General features: G+C 74.5%; 17 protein-coding genes. 8 read left to right on the top strand and 9 right to left on the bottom strand.

The window, feature by feature from the left end:
• The first annotated feature begins 389 nt into the window (after positions 1 to 389).
• A complete protein-coding gene (locus AB0Q99_RS06030; RefSeq protein ID WP_363568908.1) occupies positions 390 to 2,216 on the top strand; it encodes an AMP-dependent synthetase/ligase in 1,827 nt (608 codons plus the stop codon).
• 299 nt (positions 2,217 to 2,515) lie between these two features.
• Positions 2,516 to 3,652: a polysaccharide deacetylase family protein gene (locus AB0Q99_RS06025; RefSeq protein ID WP_363569272.1), complete on the top strand. Its 1,137-nt coding sequence runs from the start codon at positions 2,516 to 2,518 to the stop codon at positions 3,650 to 3,652.
• Between the two features lie 248 nt (positions 3,653 to 3,900).
• Here AB0Q99_RS06025 and AB0Q99_RS06020 read toward each other — a convergent pair whose 3' ends face one another.
• The 3 genes from AB0Q99_RS06020 to AB0Q99_RS06010 all read right to left on the bottom strand — a co-directional run bounded on the left by AB0Q99_RS06020 (position 3,901) and on the right by AB0Q99_RS06010 (position 7,197).
• Positions 3,901 to 4,644: an SGNH/GDSL hydrolase family protein gene (locus AB0Q99_RS06020; RefSeq protein WP_363569271.1), complete on the bottom strand. Its 744-nt coding sequence runs from the start codon at positions 4,642 to 4,644 to the stop codon at positions 3,901 to 3,903.
• 590 nt (positions 4,645 to 5,234) lie between these two features.
• Positions 5,235 to 5,876, bottom strand: a complete 642-nt coding sequence (locus tag AB0Q99_RS06015) for a hypothetical protein (RefSeq protein WP_363568906.1) — start codon at positions 5,874 to 5,876, stop codon at positions 5,235 to 5,237.
• Between the two features lie 421 nt (positions 5,877 to 6,297).
• Positions 6,298 to 7,197 carry a hypothetical protein gene (locus AB0Q99_RS06010; RefSeq protein ID WP_363568905.1) on the bottom strand — a complete coding sequence of 300 codons (900 nt, stop codon included), beginning with the start codon at positions 7,195 to 7,197 and terminating at the stop codon, positions 6,298 to 6,300.
• A 548-nt stretch (positions 7,198 to 7,745) separates the two neighbouring features.
• Between AB0Q99_RS06010 and AB0Q99_RS06005 the strand changes: the two genes are divergently transcribed.
• Together AB0Q99_RS06005 and AB0Q99_RS06000 are read left to right on the top strand one after the other, a co-directional pair.
• Complete coding sequence (locus AB0Q99_RS06005) at positions 7,746 to 8,915, top strand: exonuclease SbcCD subunit D (RefSeq protein ID WP_363568903.1); 1,170 nt, start codon at positions 7,746 to 7,748, stop codon at positions 8,913 to 8,915.
• Positions 8,912 to 11,953: an SMC family ATPase gene (locus AB0Q99_RS06000; protein WP_363568901.1), complete on the top strand. Its 3,042-nt coding sequence runs from the start codon at positions 8,912 to 8,914 to the stop codon at positions 11,951 to 11,953. Before AB0Q99_RS06005 ends, AB0Q99_RS06000 begins: the two co-directional genes overlap by 4 nt.
• Before the next feature lie 56 nt (positions 11,954 to 12,009).
• Here the strand turns inward: AB0Q99_RS06000 and AB0Q99_RS05995 are convergent, their stop codons facing one another.
• Positions 12,010 to 12,231 (bottom strand): hypothetical protein, encoded by a 222-nt coding sequence (locus AB0Q99_RS05995; protein WP_363568899.1) that lies wholly within the window; start codon positions 12,229 to 12,231, stop codon positions 12,010 to 12,012.
• Between the two features lie 95 nt (positions 12,232 to 12,326).
• On the opposite strand from AB0Q99_RS05995, the gene AB0Q99_RS05990 reads away from it, so the two are divergent.
• Positions 12,327 to 12,878 carry a DUF1990 domain-containing protein gene (locus tag AB0Q99_RS05990; protein ID WP_363568897.1) on the top strand — a complete coding sequence of 184 codons (552 nt, stop codon included), beginning with the start codon at positions 12,327 to 12,329 and terminating at the stop codon, positions 12,876 to 12,878.
• 46 nt (positions 12,879 to 12,924) lie between these two features.
• Here the strand turns inward: AB0Q99_RS05990 and AB0Q99_RS05985 are convergent, their stop codons facing one another.
• Together AB0Q99_RS05985 and AB0Q99_RS05980 are read right to left on the bottom strand one after the other, a co-directional pair.
• Positions 12,925 to 13,371 carry a secondary thiamine-phosphate synthase enzyme YjbQ gene (locus AB0Q99_RS05985; RefSeq protein WP_363568895.1) on the bottom strand — a complete coding sequence of 149 codons (447 nt, stop codon included), beginning with the start codon at positions 13,369 to 13,371 and terminating at the stop codon, positions 12,925 to 12,927.
• Between the two features lie 242 nt (positions 13,372 to 13,613).
• Complete coding sequence (locus tag AB0Q99_RS05980) at positions 13,614 to 13,880, bottom strand: hypothetical protein (RefSeq protein WP_078891221.1); 267 nt, start codon at positions 13,878 to 13,880, stop codon at positions 13,614 to 13,616.
• Between the two features lie 842 nt (positions 13,881 to 14,722).
• Between AB0Q99_RS05980 and AB0Q99_RS05975 the strand changes: the two genes are divergently transcribed.
• Positions 14,723 to 16,927 (top strand): bifunctional glycosyltransferase family 2 protein/CDP-glycerol:glycerophosphate glycerophosphotransferase, encoded by a 2,205-nt coding sequence (locus AB0Q99_RS05975; protein ID WP_363568893.1) that lies wholly within the window; start codon positions 14,723 to 14,725, stop codon positions 16,925 to 16,927.
• Between the two features lie 147 nt (positions 16,928 to 17,074).
• Here the strand turns inward: AB0Q99_RS05975 and AB0Q99_RS05970 are convergent, their stop codons facing one another.
• On the bottom strand, positions 17,075 to 17,287 hold the full coding sequence (locus AB0Q99_RS05970; protein WP_360250369.1) for an EF-hand domain-containing protein: 213 nt from the start codon (positions 17,285 to 17,287) through the stop codon (positions 17,075 to 17,077).
• 176 nt (positions 17,288 to 17,463) lie between these two features.
• Between AB0Q99_RS05970 and AB0Q99_RS05965 the strand changes: the two genes are divergently transcribed.
• Positions 17,464 to 18,132 (top strand): lysophospholipid acyltransferase family protein, encoded by a 669-nt coding sequence (locus AB0Q99_RS05965; RefSeq protein ID WP_363568891.1) that lies wholly within the window; start codon positions 17,464 to 17,466, stop codon positions 18,130 to 18,132.
• Positions 18,133 to 18,203: 71 nt separating this feature from the next.
• Here the strand turns inward: AB0Q99_RS05965 and AB0Q99_RS05960 are convergent, their stop codons facing one another.
• Together AB0Q99_RS05960 and AB0Q99_RS05955 are read right to left on the bottom strand one after the other, a co-directional pair.
• Entirely contained in the window at positions 18,204 to 20,039 is a 1,836-nt protein-coding gene (locus tag AB0Q99_RS05960) for an ABC transporter ATP-binding protein (RefSeq protein ID WP_363568889.1), read from the bottom strand.
• Positions 20,040 to 20,235: 196 nt separating this feature from the next.
• Positions 20,236 to 21,009, bottom strand: coding sequence for an SDR family oxidoreductase (locus AB0Q99_RS05955; protein WP_363568888.1), 774 nt, complete (start codon positions 21,007 to 21,009; stop codon positions 20,236 to 20,238).
• A 234-nt stretch (positions 21,010 to 21,243) separates the two neighbouring features.
• On the opposite strand from AB0Q99_RS05955, the gene AB0Q99_RS05950 reads away from it, so the two are divergent.
• Complete coding sequence (locus AB0Q99_RS05950; protein WP_363568886.1) at positions 21,244 to 21,369, top strand: hypothetical protein; 126 nt, start codon at positions 21,244 to 21,246, stop codon at positions 21,367 to 21,369.
• The last annotated feature ends 1 nt before the right edge of the window (position 21,370 follow it).

Raw genomic sequence — 21,370 nt, 5'->3', positions numbered from 1 at the left:
CCCGACCGCCCTGGCCGGGGCGTTCCTGAGTCCTTCCTGGATCTTCCCTGAGTACCCCCTCCCGCCCCACCCGGTCCCCCTGATCCGCCCTCAGTCCCGCCCCGACCCCCGCGCGCTTCCGTCCCACCTCCCGCCCGCCTCCTCCCCGTCCTCCCGCCCGCCGCTCGCCTGCTCACCGCCTGCCTCCTGCCTGCTCACCGCCCGCTTCCCCGATCGCGACACCGTCCGACCGCACCCGTGCCGATCTCGTCGCGTCACCGTCACAACCCTGGGCAGTGACGGAGCGATCCGATAGTTTCGCTCCACCCGCACAACCGGGCGCCGCCCCGGCGGCCGGAGCGCGGGCCGGGCCGGCGGAAGGCGCGGGGAGACGCGAACTGGGGAGGATCGTGCGCGAGTTCACCACCCCCGCCCCGGCCGGGCCGGAGGCCGCCGGAGGACTCGCCGACTCGCTGTACGACACCGCCGAGCGCACCCCCGACTTGGTCCAGCTGTCCTGGCGAACCGGCGACGGCCAGTGGCAGGACGTCACCGCCCGGGAGTTCCGGGACCAGGTGCTCGCCCTCGCGAAGGGCCTGCTCACCCACGGCGTGCGCTACGGCGACCGGGTCGCCCTGATGTCCCGCACCCGCTACGAGTGGACGCTCTTCGACTACGCGCTCTGGTCGATCGGCGCGATCACCGTCCCGGTCTACCCCACCGCCGCCGCCGAGCAGGTGCGCTGGATCCTCGCCGAGACCCAGGCGGTGGCCTGCCTGGTCGAGGACGAGGACGCCGCGATGACCGTCGGCGCGGTCTGCGACGCGCTGCCCGACCTCACCGGCATCTGGCAGCTGGACCGCGACTGCGTCGCCGCGATCACCGAGGACGGCCTCGGCGTGCCGGACTCCCTGGTGCACCGCCAGCGCCTCGGCGTCGCGGCCGAGAACATCGCCACCGTCGTCTACACCTCGGGCACCACCGGCCGCCCCAAGGGCTGCCTGCTCACCCACGCCAACCTGGCCGCCGAGGCCGACGCGCTGCTCGCCGGCTGGGGGGACACCCTGCGCGACGCCGGCGGCAGCCAGCCCGGCACCCTGCTGTTCCTGCCGCTCGCGCACGTCTACGGGCGGGCGGTGCAGATCGCGGCGATCCGCGCCGGCTTCCGGATCGGCCACGTGCCCGAGGTGTCCACCGACGCGCTGCTGCCCGCGCTGGAGACCTTCCGGCCGACCTTCCTGCACGCCGTCCCGTACGTCTTCGAGAAGATCTTCCAGCAGGCCCGGCGCACCGCCGAGGACTCCGGGCGCGGCGAACTCTTCGAGCAGGCCCGGCAGGTGGCCGTCGACTGGGCCGCCGCCCGGGAGCAGAAGGCCTTCGGCCGCGGCCCCGGACCGGGCGCCGCGCTGCGGTTACGCCACCTCGCGTACGAGCGGACCGTCTACCCGAGACTGCGCGCGGTGCTCGGCGGCCGGGTGCGCAGCGTGATGTGCGGCGGCTCCTCGCTCCGGCGCGAACTGGGCCTGTTCTTCACCGGCGCCGGGCTGCAGCTGTACGAGGGGTACGGGCTCACCGAGACCTCCGCCGCGATCACCGCCAACCCGACCGGGCGGCAGAAGCTCGGCACGGTCGGGCAGCCGGTGCCGGGCGCCTCGGTGGCGATCGCCGACGACGGCGAGGTGTGGGTGTGCGGCGGCTCGGTCTTCGGCGGCTACCTGAACCACCCGCAGTGCACCGCCGAGTCGCTGGTCGACGGCTGGTTCGCGACCGGCGACCTGGGCCGGCTGGACGAGGACGGCTACCTCACCATCACCGGTCGCAAGAAGGACCTGATCGTCACCAGCAGCGGCAAGAACCTCGCCCCGTCCGGCCTGGAGGAGCGGGTCGCGGCACACCCGCTGGTCTCCCAGTGCCTGGTGGTGGGCGACGACCGCCCGTACGTGGCCGCACTGATCACCCTCGACCAGCCGGCCCTGTCGCACTGGCTGAAGACCCGCGGCCGGGAGGAGCTGGACGCGTGGGCGGTGCTCGCGGACGAGGAGCTGCACGTCGAGATCCAGCGCGCGGTGGCGGCGGCGAACACGGCGGTCTCCCGGGCCGAGTCGATCCGCGCGTTCCGGCTGGTCCCACGGGAGTTCAGCCAGGAGCAGGGGCTGCTGACGCCCTCGCTGAAACTGCGGCGGACGGCCATCGCGGAGTACTACGCGGAGGACATCGAGGAGCTGTACCTCTCCTGATCGGTATGTCCGTTAGGTGTTCTGACGGTCCGTCTTGTCCGGTGCGGGGCGGACGCGGTGGCCGCCCGGTTCACCTGCCGTTCCCTTGACGGGCCGATTGGTCCAGTCCATTGTTTCTCTTCGGTCCGAGTGCGGCGCACCACCACCCCCCTTCGCCCACGTCCCCTGTACTCACGCCCCTGCGCTTCCGCCCCCTCCGGGAGCGCCCGGGTTCCACGGTTCTCCGTTCGCGTCACCCTGATTCCGCTCACGCCCTCCCCACGGGCGTCTCCCCCACACGCTGGAGTCCTCACGTGTCGATGTCCACGCGCCTGTCCGCGCTGGCCGCCTCCGCCGCGCTGCTCACCGCCTTCGCCGTACCGGCGGCCTCCGCCGACCCGGCACCGTCCGCCCCGGGCGCGCCCGCCACCGCGACCGTCAACCTGGCGACCAACCCCGGGTTCGAGCTGCCCGCGCCTAGCCTCGCCGACTGGGGCAGCATCCCCGGCTGGAACTGCACCGGCGGTCCGGCCGAGGCGGCCGTCACCACCGTCGCGCCGCGCTCCGGCACCTCCGCCCTGACCGTCACCCCGGCGAGCGCCGACTCCACCGGCGAGTGCGCCCAGACCGTCGCCGTCCAGCCCAATACCACCTACACCGCGTCCGCCTGGGTGCGCGGCAGCTTCGTCTACCTGGGCGCCACCGGTACCGGCAAGGACCTCCCGCCCGCCTGGACGGAGAGCACCCGCGGCGGCTGGCAGCGGCTGACCACCCGCTTCACCACCGGTCCTGCCGCGCGCAGCGTCCGGCTGTACGTGCACGGCTGGTACCAGCAGGGCCCGTTCTCGGTGGACGACGTCCGGGTCGACGGCCCCGCGCCCGCCCCTGCGGTGGCGGCCAGTTCGATCCCGACCACCGACAAGGTCGTCTTCTTCACCGTGGACGACGGCTGGCAGCGCACCCCCGAGGCGGAGCAGTTCATCGCCGACCACCGCCTGCCCGTCACCACCTTCCCGCTGCCGATGCCGGCCGGCACCGACCCGGGCTTCTTCAAGCGGGTCACCGCCGCGCCCGGCTCCTCGGTCCAGGACCACACGGTCTCCCACTCCGACCTCAGCAAGCTCCCGCTGGACCAGCAGCAGGTCGAGATCTGCGACGCCCGCGACACCCTGACCCGCCTCTTCGGCACCGCGCCGGTGGTCTTCCGCCCGCCGTACTTCGCCTCGAACGCGGACACCCTGCAGGCCGCCGCCAACTGCGGCATCCGCACCGTGCTCACCGCCGACGCCGACTTCAGCTGGGGCGCCGCCAACGTCTGGCACCCGGGCCCGCTGCAGCCGGGCGACGTCATCATCATGCACTGGACCGACACCCTGGCCACCGACCTGCAGCGCGCCCTGGCCGCCGCCGACGCCGCGGGCCTCAAGCCGGCCGGCCTGGTCGACTACCTGCGCTGAGGCGCCGGGGCCGCTGGCCACCGGTCTGCGGCCCTCCCCGGCGAACCCGACGCGCCGCCACCTCCCGGGGGAGCGGCGGCGCGGTGTCGGGTCCGGGCCGGGCCGAGCGGGGCCGAGCGGGTCGGGCGGGGCCGAGCGGGTCGGGCCAAGCGGCAGCCGGAACGGCGTTGCCGCCGCCCCCTCCCCGTGCCTCTGGAGGGGGCGGCGGCACCCGCGGCAGAGCGGCGCCGGAGACCGACGCGGCCCCGTCAGGACTGCGAGAACACCGGGAGGTAGCCACCGGCCTGGCCGGAGGCCTTCGGGTGGTAGCTCTCGTCGATCGGGAGGGTGGTGCTGTTCAGCCAGGTGGTGAGGCTGCCGCAGATCTCGTGGTTGGTGAAGATGCTGCGGACGTCACCGAAGGTGAAGCCGGCGTTGGCGGCGCGCTTGGCGAGGACGCCGTCCAGGGTGTCGGCGGCGCCGTTGATGGCGGCACGCTTGGTGTCGCCGATGCCGAAGAGGCAGTCACCGCCGACCTTGTAGATGTGCGGGTAGCCCATCACCACGACGTGGGCCTTCGGCGCCCTGGACTTGATGGCGGAGTACACCTGGTCCAGCTGGGCGGGCAGGGTGTTGAGCGCGTAGTTCTTCGCCGTGTCGACGGCGTTGAGGCAGGAGCTGTCGGAGCCCAGCACGCAGGTCTGCATGGTGTCGGCGAAGCCGGCGTCGTTGCCGCCGACCGTGATGCTGACCAGCGTCGTACTGGCGTCCAGCGCGGAGACCTGGCTGTTCAGGACGTCGCCCGTCCTGGCGCCCGAACAGGCGACGAACTTGAAGGAGGACGGCGAGTGCGCGTTCTTCCACAGGTACGCGTACGCGTTGGTGCTGCGCTTGCAGCTACCGCTGTCGCTCAGGTAGCTGCCGGCGCCGACACCGGCGGAGTACGAGTCACCGAGGGCCACGTAGTTGACGCCGGCCGCGCTGGCCGACGAGGCGGCGAACAGCGTCGTCATGGTGAGGCCTGCCGCAATCGCGGCGATGGACAGGGAACGGGCAGGGCGGATCATGACACCTCCAGGGTGGGGGGTGGGGGGTGGGGGCGTGGCGTGGGTCACAGAAGTGATACCAGGCGGTAGGGGAACCCGGAAGCGGTCATGCCAAGGCAATTGACGAGCCGTCTGATAACGGAGAGATGAACTGCCGCCCACAGTAGGTGAGTTATGACTGGTCAGCGGGGGTTCGCCATGACGCGCGTAGTACTCCGCGCGTAGACCGACAACTTTCGACCGTTAAGGCTGGGGCAAACCTGGAGTCGACGTCAGACCACCGTTGAGTCAGTTTCGACAGGAGTAGGCCGTCGGGGCGAGAGCGCGGCAACGAGCACGAGGAGACCGCGGCGGGCGCGAAGAGGCAGCGGCGAGCGCGCGCGGGTACGACCGGGCGCGTGGGTTCGACCGGGCGCGGCCGGACGCCGTCGCGAGCCACCGCCGCCGCCAGGACCGAACGCGCCGCGTGCACGGAAGGCACGGAAGGCACGGAACGTCAGGACACCCGGCGTCACTCAGGCCCCGGCCCCGCCGGACGGTCCCCGGAGCCGGCCCGGTCAGCCCCACGCGCCCGAGTGGCCGCCGCCGGGGTACACGGTGCCCGACGAGACCGTGCAGCCCTCGACCGGCAGCTCCTCGATCGTCTCGTTCGCGGCGGCGGGCACGCCGAGCCAGCGGACGGCGGTGGCGACCGCGGCCCGGGCCTGGCGCAGCCCGGGCACGCCCCAGCCCAGCAGCTCGACCGCGAGCCCGGGCGCGACCAGCAGCCGCCGGTAGTGCCGGCCCGAAGCGGGGTCCGCCGCACTCGGCCCGACCTTCCGCAGCGCCGCCGCCATCCGGACCCGCGCGCACTCGTGCCCGCCGTTCGCCGAACCGACCCGGTCGTAGAGGTAGCCGAGGTAGTACGGCCGACCGATCACCGCCTGCGCCTCCTCGGCGGCCTCCCTGGCCAAGGCGGCCGCCGGGTCCCCGGCGTCCTCCGGCTCCAGCGAGCCCCCGGGCAGCGAGCAGATCCCGTCCCGGGGGTTCACCAGGGTCAGCACCCGCCCGTCCGGGGCGAACAGCCACCCCCAGGACTGCTTGACCGGCAGCCCGTCCGGCACCTGCTCGCCCGGCCGCCACGGCCAGCCCGCTGTGGGACGCCGCCGCACCTTCCCGAGCAGCTCGGCGATCTCCGCGCTGTACTCGATCGGGCTCATGCTCTCGCCCCGCGGCGCTCGGCAGAGCCGTCGGCCGGCCCGGCGGAAGCCCCGGTCGCCGCCCCGGCAGGGCCGCCGGCCGTACCAGCCCGCAGCCCGCCGGGCACCCCGTCGGCCACCCCGCGGGAGGGGGCGGCGCAGGAGCCCGCGGAGACCTCGGCCGTGGCGTCCGCCCGCGCGCACCCCCCGGCACCGGGCGCGCTCCGCTCGCTCATGCGTCCCCCTCTCGCTGTCGGGCTCGCCGGACCGGCGGTGCGCGGAGGGGACCTGCAGGGCGCGGTACGGAGCTGAGCGGCCGGAGCGGCGGCGTGGGGTACCGCGCGCTCCTGCTGTTGATCTTCTCCGAAATCTTCCCCGAACAGGCGGTCGATGAACAGTCCCCAGCGCCGCATGGTGGATGCGGAGGCGGTGAAGGCCCTGATCATCCCAGCGGCCCACCCCCTCCCCGGGGCCCCGGGAAACCGGGCAGCGGGAACCCCGGCCGCGGGTCCACGCCCGGCGGGAACGGCAGCCCGCGCGCCGCGTCGTCGGCGAGCTCGTCGAACACCTCGTGCGCGGTCATCGGCCGCAACCGCCCGCCGTCCAGCGCCCACCCGCGCACCGGCGGCCGGGCCGGGGCGTCACCGGCCGGGCGACCCGCCGGGTTGCCGGGCGACGCGTCGGCCCCACCGCCCGCCGACGGATCACCGTGCAGCAGCAGCGCACCCGCGCCGCCGGAGGCGACGCCCGCCGCCAGCGTCACGCAGAACGCCTCGGTGTCCCGCCCGGCAGGGTGCAGCCGCCCGTCCTCCACCCGGACGTCCACCGCCGAGGTGAGCTCCTCGCCGTCCTCCGGGCCGTGGCAGCGCAGCGTCAGCAGGTGGCAGCCCTCCCCGGCGCCCTCGGCCAGCGCCAGGTACACCGACGTCACGTACCGCATCACCGCCGCCATCCGCCCCTGCCCGGCCGGGTCGTCGCCGACGGCGTCCAGCAGGGCCGCGCAGGCCACGGACATCCGCAGCCGCGCCCGGTGGTCGTCCATCAGCACGGGCAGCAGCTCGGCCAGCCGCTCCCCCGCGTAGACGAAGGGCTCCCCGGCCAGCTCGGGATCGCCGGCGTAGGCGACCCGGGCCGCGGGCATCCGCGGGTCGAGGCCGAGCGCCTCGCAGTAGTCCTCGAAGTCGTCCGCCTCCAGGACCCGCAGGTGCACCTCCAAGCCCTGCCGGTGCAGGGCCGTCAGCTGCTCCTCCGCCCACCGCAGGTAGTCCCGGTGACCGAGCCCGCCGAACAGCCCGTACCGCGCGAGCCCGGCGAAGTCCCCGGCCCCGACGGCCAGGGCCACCGCGACCGGCTGCGGCGGCGCACCCCGGGCCCGCCCGCCGCGCCGCGCCCGCGCACCACCCCCTCCCGCGCGCCCGCCCGGCGACCGCCCGCCCCCGGGCGGCGGTGCTCCACCGGGCCCGCCGCCCGGCGCCCCGCCGACACCGCTCCCCCGCCCGCGCCCGGCCAGCACCAGCACCCGCCGGCGCCCCTGAGACGCCCGCGCGCCCGCAGCGCCCACCACCTCGCGCACCAACTTCCGCACCGCAGCCATGGTTCCTCCCGTTCCTCACTCGACCGACACCGGACAGCACCGGCCGCTCCGAACGCCGGAGCCGCCGACGTCGAGGAACATACACAGAGCCACTGACAATTCACCCCGGGTAATCGAACACCGGGCGTCGGAACCGCTCTCCCGCCCCTCTCCGCCCCTCCCGAGGCCCTGTACCCCGCACCCCGTCGACGGTCCGGGCGCCCGGCAGCGGCCCGACCGGCCCCCGGTACGCGTGAGACGCACGCCTCCACGGATCCGGGCGGGATTGTCAGTGCCGCGCGTTAGGGTCGGGGACCATGCGACTGCTGCATACCTCCGACTGGCATCTCGGGCGCACGTTCCACCGGGAGAGCCTGCACGACGCCCAACGGGCCTTCCTGGACCACCTGGTGGAGGTGGTCCGGGCCGAGGGCGTGGACGCCGTGCTGGTCGCCGGGGACGTCTACGACCGGGCGCTGCCGGGGCTGGAAGCGGTCGCGATGTTCGACGACGTCCTGCACCGGCTGGCGGATCTCGGCGTGCCGACGGTGTTCATCAGCGGCAACCACGACTCGGCCCGCCGCCTCGGGGTCGGGGCGGGGCTGATCGGCCGGGCCGGGATCCACCTGCGGACGGATCCGGGCGAGTGCGCCAGGCCGGTGGTGCTGGCCGACGGGCACGGGCCGGTCGCGGTGTACGGGCTGCCGTACCTGGAGCCCACGCTGGTGCGCGAGCGGTTCGGGCTGACGAAGGGCGGGCACGCGGCGGTGCTCGGGGCCGCGATGGAGGAGGTCCGGGCCGATCTGGCGGCGCGCCCGGCCGGCACCCGCGCGGTGGTGCTGGCGCACGCCTTCGTCACCGGCGGCGCGCCGAGCGACAGCGAGCGGGACATCGCGGTCGGCGGCGTCGCCGCGGTGCCCGCCTCGGTGTTCGACGGGGTGCACTACGTCGCGCTGGGCCACCTGCACGGCTGCCAGACGCTCGCCCCGCACCTGCGCTACAGCGGCTCCCCGCTCGCCTACTCCTTCTCCGAGGTGTACCAGGGCAAGAGCATGTGGCTGGTCGACCTCGCGGCCGACGGCTCGGTGGCCGCCGAACGCGTCCCCTGCCCCGAGCCGCGCCGCCTCGCCACCCTGCGCGGCACCCTGGCGGAACTGCTCACCGACGAGCGGTACGCCGAGCACGAGCAGTCCTGGGTGCAGGCCACGCTCACCGACGCCGCCCGGCCGAGCGAGCCGATGGAGAAGCTGCGCCGCCGCTTCCCGCACACCCTGCAGCTGCTCTTCGATCCCGAGGAGTCCGGTGCCGAGCCCTCCTCGTCGTACGCGGCGCGGGTGAGCGGCCGGGACGACCTGGAGATCGCCGAGGGCTTCCTGCGGCACGTCCGCCCCGGTGCCGAGCCGGAACCGGACGAGCTCGGCTGGCTGCGCGAGGGCTTCGAGCGCGTCCGGGAGACCACCGACCGGAAGGCGGACCTGCCCCGATGAGGCTGCACCGGCTCACCGTCACCGCCTTCGGCCCGTTCGCGGGCTCCGAGACGGTCGACTTCGACGCGCTCGCCGCCGGCGGGCTGTTCCTGCTGCGCGGCCCGACGGGCGCGGGCAAGAGCAGCGTCCTGGACGCGGTCTGCTTCGCCCTGTACGGCGAGACGCCGGGCGCCCGCCGCGCCGTCCGGCTGCGCAGCGACCACGCCGACCCGACCCGTCTGACCGAGGTCCGACTGGAGTTGACGCTCGGCGGGCGGCGACTGCAGATCACCCGCCTGCCGGAACAGCGCCGACCGAAGAAGGTGGGCAGCGGGACGACCGTCGAGCGGGCGCAGACGCTGCTGCGCGAATGGGTCGCCGACTCCGGCGACGGCTCGCCGGGCTGGCGGGGGATCAGCAAGTCGCACCAGGAGGTCGGGGAGGAGGTCCTCCGGCTGATCGGCATGAACCGGGAGCAGTTCTGCCAGGTGGTGCTGCTGCCGCAGGGCGACTTCGCCCGCTTCCTCAAGGCCGACTCGGAGGAGCGCGGCAAGCTGCTGCGGCGGCTGTTCGACACCGAGCGGTACCGGCTGGTCGAGGACTGGCTGGCCGAGCAGCGGCGCGCCCAGGAGGCGGCGGTCCAGGCGGGCCGGCGGCGGCTGCGCGACCTCGCCAGCAAGGCCGAGCAGGCGGCCGGCCCGGCTGCCGAGCCCGCCGAGGGCTGGGTCCCGGCCGAGGACGCTTCCGCCGGGCTGACCGCCGGGGTGCTCGGCTGGGCGGCGGTCCTGCGCAGCGGCGCGGCCGAGCAGCTCGCCGTCGCGGAGGCGGCGCTCGCGGGCGCCGAGGCGGCACAGGGAACGGCCCAGCGACACCGCGAGGCCGCCGAGGAGCTGGCCGGGCGGCAGCGCCGGCACCGCGAGGCGCTGGAGCGGGCCGAGCGGCTGGCCGCGTTCGAGCCCGAGGCGGCGCGGGACCGGCAGCGGTTGGCCGCCGCCCACGAGGCCCTCGGGGTGGAGTCCGCGCTGCGACTGCGGGAGGGCGCGGCCGAGGCGCTGCGGCGCGCCCGGACGGCGGAGCAGCGGCACCGCGAGGCGCTGGCCGCCGCCCCCGGCGGGGAGGGCCGGGGGCTCCACGGGGCCGGCGCCGCCGAGCTGGCCGAGACCGAGCTGCGGCTGCGGGCCGAGGTCGTCCGACTGGAGACGGCCCGCGCGGAGGAGCGGAAGTGCGCCGAACTCGCCCGCGAGCAGCGCTCCTTGACGGCGGACCGGGCCTCGGCCGAGGCGCTGGCCGAGGAGGCCGAGGACTGGCTGGCCGAGTTCGAGGGCGAGCTGAACCGTCTGGAGGAGGAGCACTCCCGGGCCCTCGCCGCGACCGCCAGGGTCGAGCAACTGGACCTTCAGCGAGCCGAGTTGACCACCCGCCTGGCCGCGGCCAGGGAGCGCGACGGCCTGCGCGCCGAGATCGCGACGGCCGAACCGCGGGTCGCCGGGCTGCGCGCCGCCGCGCTGGACGCCCGCGAACACAGCCTGGACCTGCGGGACCGACGGCTGGCGGGCATGGCCGCCGAGCTGGCCGAGCAGTTGCGGAGCGGCGAGGCCTGCCGGGTCTGCGGCTCGCCCGCGCACCCGGCACCCGCCGAGGCGGCGCCCGGCGGCCGGGTCGGCGCCGAGGACGAGGAGCGGGCCCGCCGCGCCCAGGCCGTCGCCGAACAGGCCTGGACGGAGGCCGACCAGGCGCTCACCGCGCTGCGGGTGCGCGAGGCCACCGCCGCCGGCGCGGCCGGGCCGGACAGCGCGGACGCGTCGGCGCGGGCCCTCGCCGAGCTGGAGCGCGAGCACCGCGAGGCCCGGCACACGGCGGAGGGGCTCGGCCGGGTCGAGCAGGAGATCGCCCGGCTGTCGCGGGACCGCGCCCGCCGCGGCGACGAGCTGCACGAGGCCAAGGAGCGCGCCGCCGTCCTCACCGACCGGCTGCTGAAGCTCGGCACCGAGCAGGAAGCGCTGACCGCCCGGGTGGCGGCCGCCCGGGGCGAGGCGGCCTCGGTCGCCGACCGGGCCGCGGCCCTGACCCGCCTCACCGAGCAGGTCGCCGCCGCGGCGGCGGCGGCCCGGGCCCACACCGAGGCGGCGGCCCGGCTCGACGAGGCCGAGGGCGAACTGGGCCGGACCGCCACCGCGGCGGGCTTCCCGGACGCCGGGGCCGCACTCGCGGTCCTGCTGCCGCGCGAGGAGCGCGAGCGGCTGGAGGCCCGGCTGGAGCGGCACCGCACGGAGACGGCCGCCGTCCGGCGCGAGCTGGACCTGCCGGAGCTGGCCGAGGCCGCGGCCCGTCCGCCGGTCGACCTGCCCGCCGCCGCGGCCGCGCTCCGCGCCGCGACCGACCGGCTCGGGCGGGCGCACGCCGCTGAGGCCGCGGCCCGCGAGCGCTGCGGGGCGCTGGCCGCGATCGGACGGCAGCTGGCCGGACTCGCCGCCGAACTGGCCCCGGCGCTGGACCGGTACGGGCGGATCAACCGGCTCGCCATGCTGACCGCCGGCACCTCCGCCGAGAACCGACTGCGGATGCGCCTGGAGTCGTACGTGCTGGCGGCCCGGCTGGAGCAGGTCGCGGCGGCCGCCAGCGACCGGCTGGTCCGGATGTCCGGCGGGCGCTACACCCTGGTGCACAGCGACGACCGGGGCACCGGCGCCAAGCGCTCGGGCCTGGCCCTGCGGGTGGTGGACGCCTGGACGGGCACCGAGCGGGACACCTCGACCCTCTCCGGCGGCGAGAGCTTCTTCGCCTCGCTCTCCCTCGCCCTGGGCCTCGCCGACGTGGTGACCGACGAGGCGGGCGGCATGCCGCTGGACACCCTGTTCATCGACGAGGGCTTCGGCACGCTCGACGAGCAGTCCCTGGAGGAGGTGATGGACGTCCTCGACGGCCTGCGCGAACGGGACCGCGCGGTCGGCATCGTCAGCCACGTCGCCGACCTGCGCAGCCGCGTCCCGGCCCAGCTGCTGGTCCGCAAGGGCCGACGCGGCTCGACCCTGGCCCTGGCCGGACGGGAGGACGCCTGACGCCGACAGCTCAGCCGCAGCTCAGCCGGCCGACCGGCCTCAGCCAGGAAGCGGCCTCACCCCGAGCAGGCGATCCGCTGCGCCTGCTGCCACGCGCACACCGGGCAGAGCGTGCTGCCCGACCGGTCGGCGGGCAGCTCGGTCGGCTCTCCGCACAGCACGCAGTCCGCACGCGGCCCGGACGCCGCCGGATCGTGCCGCAGCGCCGCCTCGGCACCACCGGCGTCGGGTGCGAGTTCGCAGACCGGCGTGGACTCGTTCGTCGCGCTGTCACTCATGCCGCCTTCCTACTCCGCCACTCCACCCCACCGCAAGACGCCCCCGGCCCGGCCCGCCGATCGGTCGGTTCCGGCCGGCGGTTACCGTGGCCGGCATGGCTACCGACCTCCGCCGGCGTCTGCTCGCCGCCCGCGCCGCCGTGCCCTCGTACGCCGAAGTGGGGGCCACCCGGGGTGGGCGGTTGCCGAACGGGTACGCGCACCTGCGGCGGCGGGTGCACCTCGGACGCGGGCCGGAGGTGCTGCGGCGGGCCGGGCGGTACGTGCTCGGCTGGGGCAGCCAGGTGGGCAGCGGGTTCGCCGTCCACCCCGGCGGCCCGGCCCGGGGCGGGGAGACGGTGCTGCTGCGGCTGAGCCTGCCGGGCAGCCGGTGGCCGCGGCTGGTGATCCCTTGCCGGGTGGTGTGGACGGTGGACGGGCCGGACCGGGTCGGGTTCGCGTACGGGACGCTCCCCGGGCACCCGGAGTGCGGCGAGGAGGCGTTCCTGGTGTCGATGGACGCCGACGGGGAGGTGTGGTTCGAGGTCACCGCGTTCTCCCGGCTGTCCGCCTGGTACGCGCGGCTGGGCCGCCCGGTCGCGCTGCTCCTCCAGCACCTGGCGATCGAGCGCTACCTCGCGGCGGTGGCCGCCCACGTCGGCCGGTAGCCGCGAGCCACCGGCAACCAGCCCGGCCGGACCGGCCCGCCCGGACTCAGCCCAGGAAGGACAGCCGGACGGTGCGCCGCGGGTTGTCCCCGTTGGTGTCGACCAGCACCACGGACTGCCAGACGCCGAGCGCGAGTTGGCCGCCGACCACCGGCAGGGTGGCGTGCGGGGCGACCAGTCCGGGCACCACGTGGTCCCGGCCGTGTCCGGGGCTGCCGTGCCGGTGGCGCCATCGGTCGTCGGCCGGGAGCAGTTCGCGCAGGGTGGCGAGGAAGTCCTCGTCGCTGCCGGAGCCGGTCTCCAGGACGGCGATCCCGGCGGTGGCGTGCGGCACGAAGACGTTGAGCAGGCCGTCGCGCCCGGCGGCCTGCTCGTCGAGGAACGCCGCGCAGCGGTCGGTGATGTCGAGGGCGACCTCGCGGCTGCCCGTGGTGATCTGGAGGGTGGTGGTCCGGAAGCGATCGGTCGGGGTGGAGTGGTTGTTGTCCGCCATGGCGCCATCCTGGCCCAGGTCAGGGGGCCCGGCGTACTGCCTCGCCGACTCGCCGCACCGGGGAGGCGAACTCGCATAGGGTGAAAGGTTCAGACCACAACGGGGTTACGAACCGCCCCGGAACAGCGCCCCCGGAGTCGGAAGCCGCCCGGACACACCAATGACCCGGCGGACCGGAGGGTCCACCGGGTCTGCTCCCGGCCAGGACGGGACGACGACTGGCGACGGCCGGGGACGAACCCCTAACCGCGCCCGCCGAAGAGGCTCCGCCGCAGCCGACGCAGCGGCGTCAGCAGCGAGATCCTGGTGTGGCGACGACGGGTCGCCGGGGCCTCGGCGCCGCGAGGCGTCAGCTCCCTTATCAGCCCGAGCGCCTCGGCGGTGTCCACCGCCGGGAGCGCGGGCGCGCCGAGCACGGCCAGGTGTCGCTCGATCCGGCGGCCGGTCGTGCCGACACCGCACTGGATCGCCGGCACACGGGGCCGAGTCCGCACTTGCATGTGTTCCATCAGTTTTCCCACCCCTACGAGGCGCCAGGGCCGTGAGGCGAAGACTATCCGTGACAGACGGCCTTCGCGCAACCGTCCTTGGTGTTGTGCCACCGTATCGTGCGGCGTCAACTGACGATGCACCAGGGGCCACCCGGCCGATCACGACTAGGCATCAATGATGGTGCACGACCAGGCATCCGTCACCAGGGCCCGGAAGTGCGGGTCCGGCACCCGTCCGCGCCCCTCGCGCCCGGCGCACGTGGGGCGCTGCGGCGGCTCCCGGCACGGCACCGGACCGGGCGCCCGCGCACACCCCCGGACCTCCGCACGTCGACACCACATATAGGGGACAGCCGCCAGATCGACAAAGTGATCTTCGGGGCCGCCGCCGACCATGGAGCCACCCAGCTGGGAGCCACTCACAGCTCGCTTTCATGAAGTGAACACAATCGAGGGATTGACTCGCGTCGACACTCCAAGCAATATCTGATGCACGCGCCCGTGCTCGCACCGCACCCAGGCACGTGTTCGAGTGATGAAGAACTCCGGCTCCCGCGAGCCACTGCCCGGCCGCCTCGACGCTGCGGCGGCCAGGCTCGCGCGGTGCCCGGACCGGCGGTCGGCCGTAGAGGGTCGGCCGGACCGCCACCTGACTGCCGGTGCCGCCCCGTGAGGGGCCCGGCACCGGCGGTTCCGGGTCCGCCCCGTGGATCACGCCCACGAGTCACACCTGGATCCCACCCCCGATCACGCCCCCGGGGTCCCGCCAGAACCCTCGAAATCCCGCGGATCCCCGGCCCGCCCGCCCGCACCGGACGTCCGCGCAGGTCGCGCCCGGTGGATCGGTAGACTCGGCCAGCGTGTCCCTCCTCCTCAGCATCGTGCTCCCGGTCCACGGCGTGGAGCGGTACCTCCCGCGCTGCCTCGACTCGATCCTCGGCGACACCCCCGCCCTGGAGTCCCGCTTCGAGGTCATCGCGGTCGACGACCTCTCCCCCGACGGCTCCGGCGCGATCCTGGACGCCTACGCGGTCCGCGACCCCCGGCTGCGGGTGATGCACCTCACCGAGAACCAGGGCCTCGGCGGCGCCCGCACCGCCGCCCTGCCGCAGGCCCGCGGCCAGTACGTCTGGTTCCTGGACAGCGACGACTGGCTGCCCGAGCGCACCGTCAGCGTGGTCCTCGACGAGCTGGCGCAGGAACGCCGCCGCGAGGTGCCCGCCGACGTGCTGATCACCGACTTCACCCACGTCTACCCGGACGGCGGGACGGAGTCCAACCCCTGGCGCCACGTGCTGACCGGCTCCCCGCTGGTCGAGGGCTGCACCCTGGCCGAGCACCCGGCCCTGTTCCAGACCGTGATGTCGGTGTGGAACAAGGTGTTCCGGCGCGAGTTCCTGGACGGCCTCGGCGTCTCCTTCGGCCGGGGCTACTACGAGGACATCTCGGTCACCTACCCCGCGCTGCTGGCCGCCGAGCGGCTGCGCTACGTCGACCGCCCCTGCTACAACTACCGGCGCGGCCGGGACGGCGCGATCACCGCCACCGCCTCCCCCAAGCACGCCGACGTCTTCGCCCAGTACGACGCGATCTTCGCCTTCCTGGACCGCCCGGACCGCCCCGGCCGGCCCGTCCCGGACTCGCTGCGCACCCTGGTCTTCGACCGGACCGTCCGCCAGGCGCTCAACGTCTACGACACCCCCGGACTGGTCCCCGCCGACCGGCGCCGGGACTTCTTCCAGCGGATCTCCCGGCACTTCGACCGCCACCGCCCGGCCGGCTACCGCTACCCCGGCGGGGTGCGCGGCGTGCAGTACCGGCTGGCCGCCCGCGGCGCCCGGATCGCGTACGCCGAGCTGCGCCGTACCGGCCGGCTGCCGCGCGAACTCAAGCGCGGGGCACGGGCGGTGGCGCCCGCGGTGAAGAAGGGGGTGCGCAGCGGCGCCCGGTTCACCGCGTACAACGCGTTCCGCCGGCTGCCGCTGGACGAGCACCTGGCGGTCTACGCCGCGTACTGGCACCGGGGTTACGCCTGCAGCCCGGCGGCGATCTACGAGAAGGCGAAGGAACTCGCGCCGCGGATCCGGGGCGTGTGGGTGGTGGAGAACCGCCGGCAGGCCGCCACGCTGCCGCCCGGGGTGCCGTACGTGATCGTCAACACCCCCGCCTACCTCAAGGTGATGGCGACCGCCAAGTACTTCGTCAACAACGTCAACTTCCCGCGCACGATGGTCAAGCGGCCCGGCTCGGTGCACGTCCAGACCCAGCACGGCACCCCGCTCAAGGCCATGGGCATGGACCTGCGCGACCGCCCGGAGGCGGCGGAGGGGATGGACTTCGACCTGCTCCAGGAGGCCATCGACCGCTGGGACTTCCTGGTCTCCCCCAACCCGCACACCAGCGAGCACTTCGCCCGGGCCTTCCCCGGCCGGTACGAGATGCTCGACACCGGCTACCCGCGCAACGACCGGCTGGCCGACGCCACCCCGGAGGAGGTGCGCGCGGTGCGCGAGCGGCTGGGGCTGCGGCCGGGCACCAGAGCCGTGCTGTACGCGCCGACCCACCGTGGCGGCAAGGGCGGTTACGTGCCCCTGCTGGACGTGGCCGAGCTGGCCGGGCGGCTGGGCCCGGACTTCACGCTGCTGGTCCGCACGCACTACTTCCACACCGGCGGTCCGGGCGACCTGGCGGCCGACGGGGACGCGGCGCGGATCGTGGACGTCTCGGCGCACCCGACCGTCGAGGACCTCTACCTCGCGGCGGACGTGCTGGTGACGGACTACTCGTCGATGATGTTCGACTACGCGGTGCTGGACCGGCCGGTGGTGGTCTTCGCGCCGGACTGGGAGGACTACCAGCGGGAGCGTGGCGTCTACTTCGACCTGTTCGCGGAGCCGCCGGGAGCGGTCACGGAGACCGCCGGGGAGCTGGCGCGGGCGCTGCTGGCGGGCGATCCGGCGCCGGGGGCGCGGGCACGGTTCCGGGCGAAGTTCTGCGTCTGGGACGACGGCGGGGCGGCGGACCGGGTGGTGCGCCGGGTGTTCCCGGTGGACGACAGGCGGTAGCGCCCCGCGCCGACGCGGAAGCGCGGCCCGAACGGAGAACGACGCGGAGGGAGCGGCCGGGAGCGGCCGGGACCGGCGCGGTGAGCGGCCGGGCCGCCGGACGGGGCCGGTGCCGCCGGTACGGCGACCGGCCCCGTCGGCACGGGCTCAGCGCCGGCGGGCGGCCAGGAACTCGTCGAAGGTCAGGACGCCGTCGTGGTTGGTGTCCATGCTGTGGATCAGGGCCTCGGCCATCGAGAGGGTGACGTCGTGGTCGCCCATCTCGTTCGCGGCGAGCGCGTACTCGGCCGGGGTGATCTTGCCGTCGCCGTCCTTGTCGAAGCGGTCGAAAAAGGCCTTGATCGCCTCGGTGGTCTCCATCGTGCCCTCCTGGGTACTGCGGGGTGTTGCTCGGTTCGGACGGCCGTACCCTACCTGTCCGTGGTGTGCGCCACGGTCGGCGGGAGTGGACGGGCGCGGGGGTGGGTGTCGTAGTCTGCGGATCTGATTGCAGGCCCGGGCACCTCCCGGGCGGTCGTTCGTCCAGGGAGGGAATCGTGCTCGACCTCATCACCAAGCTGGTGCTGAAACCGGTTTCGCGGGGAATCTGGCGGCCGGTCATCGAGGGGGTCGAGAACGTACCGCGCAAGGGCGGGGTGATCCTGGCCAGCAACCACCTGTCCTTCATCGACAGCGTGGTGATCCCGCTGACCGCCCCGCGCCGGGTCCACTTCCTCGCCAAGGCCGAGTACTTCACCGGCACCGGGCTCAAGGGCAAGCTCTCCAAGGGCTTCTTCGAGGCGATCGGCGCGGTGCCGGTCGAACGCGGCACCTACCGTTCCGCTCAGGCCTCGCTGGAGTCGGCGCTGGAGATCCTGGAGGACGGCAAGGCCTTCGGCATCTACCCCGAGGGCACCCGCTCGCTGGACGGCCGCCTCTACCGGGGCAAGACGGGCGTCGCCTGGCTCGCGCTGACCGCGGGTGTGCCGGTGGTGCCGGTGGCGCTGGAGGGGCCGGAGCAGATCCTGCCGGTGGGCAAGCGGGTGCCGCGGCTCAAGAAGGTGACGGTCCGCTTCGGCGAGCCGCTGCACTTCGACGAGCTGCACGGGCAGGCGCGCTCGCTGAAGGCCCGTCGGCAGGTGACCGACGAGGTGATGGAAGCGATCCAGCGACTCTCCGGCCAGGAGGTCGCGGAGAACTACAACGAGGTGCCGAAGGCGGCCTGACCGTCCGGGGGTTCACGCGCGGCGCCGGGGGTTCACGCGCCGCGCCGGGGGTTCACCGCCGGTCCCGGGGTTCACACGCGGTCGAGGGCGGCCTTCGGCACGGCGGCCGCCTCCGGCGCTTCCCGGCGCAGCAGGGCCGCGTACCGGCCGTCCAGCTCCACCAGTTCGTCGTGCGTGCCGAGTTCGACCACCTCGCCGTGGTCCAGGACGGCGATCTGGTCGGCGGCGCGGACGGTGGACAGCCGGTGCGCGATGGTGATGGTGGTCCGGCCGGCCGCCAGGGTGTCCACGGCCTGCTGGACGGCGCGCTCGGTGCGGTTGTCGAGCGCGCTGGTGGCCTCGTCGAGGATGAGCACCGGCGGGTTGCGCAGGATCGTCCGGGCGAGCGCGAGGCGCTGCTTCTCGCCGCCGGAGAAGCGGTAGCCGCGCTCGCCGACCAGGGTGTCGTAGCCGTCCGGCAGGGCGGCGATGGTGTCGTGGACCTGCGCGGCCCGGGCCGCCTCGACCAGTTCGGCGTCGGTGGCGCCGGGCTTGGCGAAGCGCAGGTTCTCGGCGACCGAGGCGTGGAAGAGGTAGGTCTCCTGGGAGACCACGCCGACCGCGCGGGCCAGGGTGTCGAAGGAGAGTTCGCGGACGTCGACGCCGTCCAGGGTGACCCGGCCACCGGTGACGTCGTAGAGCCGCGGGACGAGGTAGCTGAGGGTGGTCTTGCCCGAGCCGGTCTCGCCGACCACGGCCAGTGAACTCCCGGCCGGGACGTGGAGGTCGACCCGGGAGAGGGTCGGGCGCTCCTGCGCGGGGTCGTAGCGGAAGTCGACGCCGTCGAAGCGGACCTCGCCGCGGATCCCGGTCAGGGTGACCGGGTCGGCCGGCTCGTCGATCTCCACCGGCAGGTCGAGGTACTCGAAGATGCGCTGGAAGAGCGCGAGCGAGGTCTGTACGTCCACGCCGGTGGACAGCAGGCTCACGGTGGGGCGGAAGAGGCCCAGCTGGAGGGTGACGAAGGCGACCAGGGTGCCGACCGAGACGATCGGCGAGCCGGCCGCGGAGGTCAGCCCGGCCGCCCAGTAGATCAGCGCGGGCATCGCGGCCATCACGATCTGGATGGTGTTCATCCGCCAGCGTCCGGCCATGCCGGCCCGGACTTCGAGGTCGGCGAGCCGGTCGGACTGCTCGGTGAACTCGCGGGCGAGCGAGTCGGAGCGGCCCATCGTGCGGCCGAGCAGGATGCCGCTGACCGAGAGCGATTCCTGGACCGCCGAGCTCATCGCGGCCAGCTGCTTCTGCCGCTCGGTGGTGATCTTCTTGCGCTCCCGGCCGACCCGGCGGCTGATCCAGACGAACAGCGGGAGCAGGAGCAGGGAGACCACGGTGAGCCGCCAGTCGAGGGCGGCCATGGCGACGACGGAGGCGACCACCGCGGTGAGGTTGGAGACCAGGCTGGTCGCGGTGGACGTCACCGTGGACTGCATGCCGCCGATGTCGTTGGCGATCCGGGACTGCACCTCGCCGGTGCGGGTGCGGGTGAAGAAGGCGAGCGACTGCCGCTGCAGGTGCCCGTAGACGGCGGTGCGCAGGTCGTGCATCACGCGCTGGCCGACGGTGGTGGAGATCAGCGTCTGCAGGACGTTGAAGACGCTGTTCACCACGGCGGTGAGGATCATCCCGAGCACGAGCAGGCTGAGCAGGCCGGTGCGGCCCTGCGGGATCGCGGTGTCCAGGACGGCCCTCAGCAGGAACGGCGAGACGACCGAGACCACGGCGGAGGCGGCGACCAGCAGCCCGACGGTGGCGAGGCGGCCCCGGTACGGGCGGAAGAGCGCGAGGATCCGCCGCCACTCGGCGGGCGGACGGGGCTCACCGTCGGCGCGCTCGGGCGGGGTCCAGTCGATCACGGTGGGCCTCAAGGGCGGTCCTCCCTGGTGGGGCGATGGGGCGGTCGGGCGAATGGCGCCCAGCATAGCGGGGATAGCTCATAGTTAGACAAGCTAATAGTGAGGCTTCCTCTATTCCCGCCGGAGCCGGGGCCGGGGCCTCAGCCTCAGACCCCGCCCTGCCCCGCCCCGCCCGACCGCCCCGCCACCAGGAGGCGCGCCCCGGCCGTCAGTCGGTGCGGTAGGTGCGCGCCGCCTTCGAGGAGAGCCCGCCGAGCCCGCCGGGCGGCAGCAGCCGGGCGATCGCGACCGCGATCTTGTACCGCTTGCTCGGCACGGACAACGACCGGCCGCGGGCCAGGTCGCGCATCGCCTCGTCCACCACCCGCTCGACGGAGAGCCAGGACCAGGCCGGGATGTTGCCGGTGCCCATGCCCGCCCGCTCGTGGAACTCCGTCCGGGTGAAGCCCGGGCACAGCGCCATCATCCGCACGCCCGTGCCGCCCAGGTCGCGCAGCACGCCCTGGGTGAAGCTGACCACCCAGGCCTTGCTCGCGCCGTACGTGCCGCGCGGCAGGAAGGCCGCCACCGAGGCGACGTTGACGATCGCACCCCGGCGACGCTCGCGCATCCCGGGCAGCGCGGCCGTGGTCAGCCGCAGGATCGCCTCGACGTGCACCTTCAGCATGTCCAGCTCGTCCTGCAGCGGGACCGTCCCGAACGCGCCCTTGTTGCCGAAGCCGGCGTTGTTGACCAGGAGGTCCACCGGGCGGGCGGAGTCGGCCAGCCGGGCCTCGACGGCGCCGATGCCCTCGTCGGTCGCGAGGTCGGCGGTCAGCACCTCCACCTCGACGCCGTACGTTCCGTGCAGGTCGGCGGCGGCGCGCTCCAGGCGGTCGGTGTCCCGCGCCACCAGGACGAGCCGGTAGCCGCTGCGGGCGAGTCGGCGGGCGAAGGCGGCTCCGATGCCGGCGGTCGCGCCGGTGATCAAGGCTGTGGTCATGCCCCGACCGTACCGACTCGCCGCAGTCGAGCCCACACCGAGTGCAACGTCCCAGCTCAGGGGGTTGCGGATGCATGGATCCGGTCGTGCTCGTAGTGTCGACAGGGGCACCGCCCGACCGGGCGGTGAAAGCCAGACGAGGAGGCACATCTGATGCTTACTCAGTTCCGGACCGAATCGGTTTCGACGTCACGCAGCGCGACGTCGGCCGAGGCCGAAACCCTAGCGAGCCTGATGGTGGAGGACGAGGCCGTCGTGTCCGACGCGCCCACGTACCTGCCCGAGGCCGCCGGTGGCCTGCTGCTGCTCGGCCTGCTCCTGCTGTCCCCGAAGGGGCCCAAGGAGAAGCCGACCCGGTAGC

The sequence above is a fragment of the Kitasatospora sp. NPDC086791 genome (assembly GCF_040685975.1).
Classification (GTDB): Bacteria; Actinomycetota; Actinomycetes; order Streptomycetales; family Streptomycetaceae; genus Kitasatospora.
This window is presented reverse-complemented; position numbering and strand designations above follow the sequence as displayed.

Bases quoted from the DNA above. Each gene is read 5' to 3' on its own strand.
- AB0Q99_RS06025 (WP_363569272.1), top strand. From the start codon at position 2,516: ATGTCCACGCGCCTGTCCGCGCTGGCCGCCTCCGCCGCGCTGCTCACC.
- AB0Q99_RS06020 (WP_363569271.1), bottom strand. From the start codon at position 4,644: ATGACGACGCTGTTCGCCGCCTCGTCGGCCAGCGCGGCCGGCGTCAAC.
- AB0Q99_RS06015 (WP_363568906.1), bottom strand. From the start codon at position 5,876: ATGAGCCCGATCGAGTACAGCGCGGAGATCGCCGAGCTGCTCGGGAAG.
- AB0Q99_RS06005 (WP_363568903.1), top strand. From the start codon at position 7,746: ATGCGACTGCTGCATACCTCCGACTGGCATCTCGGGCGCACGTTCCAC.
- AB0Q99_RS06000 (WP_363568901.1), top strand. From the start codon at position 8,912: ATGAGGCTGCACCGGCTCACCGTCACCGCCTTCGGCCCGTTCGCGGGC.
- AB0Q99_RS05995 (WP_363568899.1), bottom strand. From the start codon at position 12,231: ATGAGTGACAGCGCGACGAACGAGTCCACGCCGGTCTGCGAACTCGCA.
- AB0Q99_RS05990 (WP_363568897.1), top strand. From the start codon at position 12,327: ATGGCTACCGACCTCCGCCGGCGTCTGCTCGCCGCCCGCGCCGCCGTG.
- AB0Q99_RS05985 (WP_363568895.1), bottom strand. From the start codon at position 13,371: ATGGCGGACAACAACCACTCCACCCCGACCGATCGCTTCCGGACCACC.
- AB0Q99_RS05980 (WP_078891221.1), bottom strand. From the start codon at position 13,880: ATGGAACACATGCAAGTGCGGACTCGGCCCCGTGTGCCGGCGATCCAG.
- AB0Q99_RS05970 (WP_360250369.1), bottom strand. From the start codon at position 17,287: ATGGAGACCACCGAGGCGATCAAGGCCTTTTTCGACCGCTTCGACAAG.
- AB0Q99_RS05955 (WP_363568888.1), bottom strand. From the start codon at position 21,009: ATGACCACAGCCTTGATCACCGGCGCGACCGCCGGCATCGGAGCCGCC.
- AB0Q99_RS05950 (WP_363568886.1), top strand. From the start codon at position 21,244: ATGGTGGAGGACGAGGCCGTCGTGTCCGACGCGCCCACGTACCTGCCC.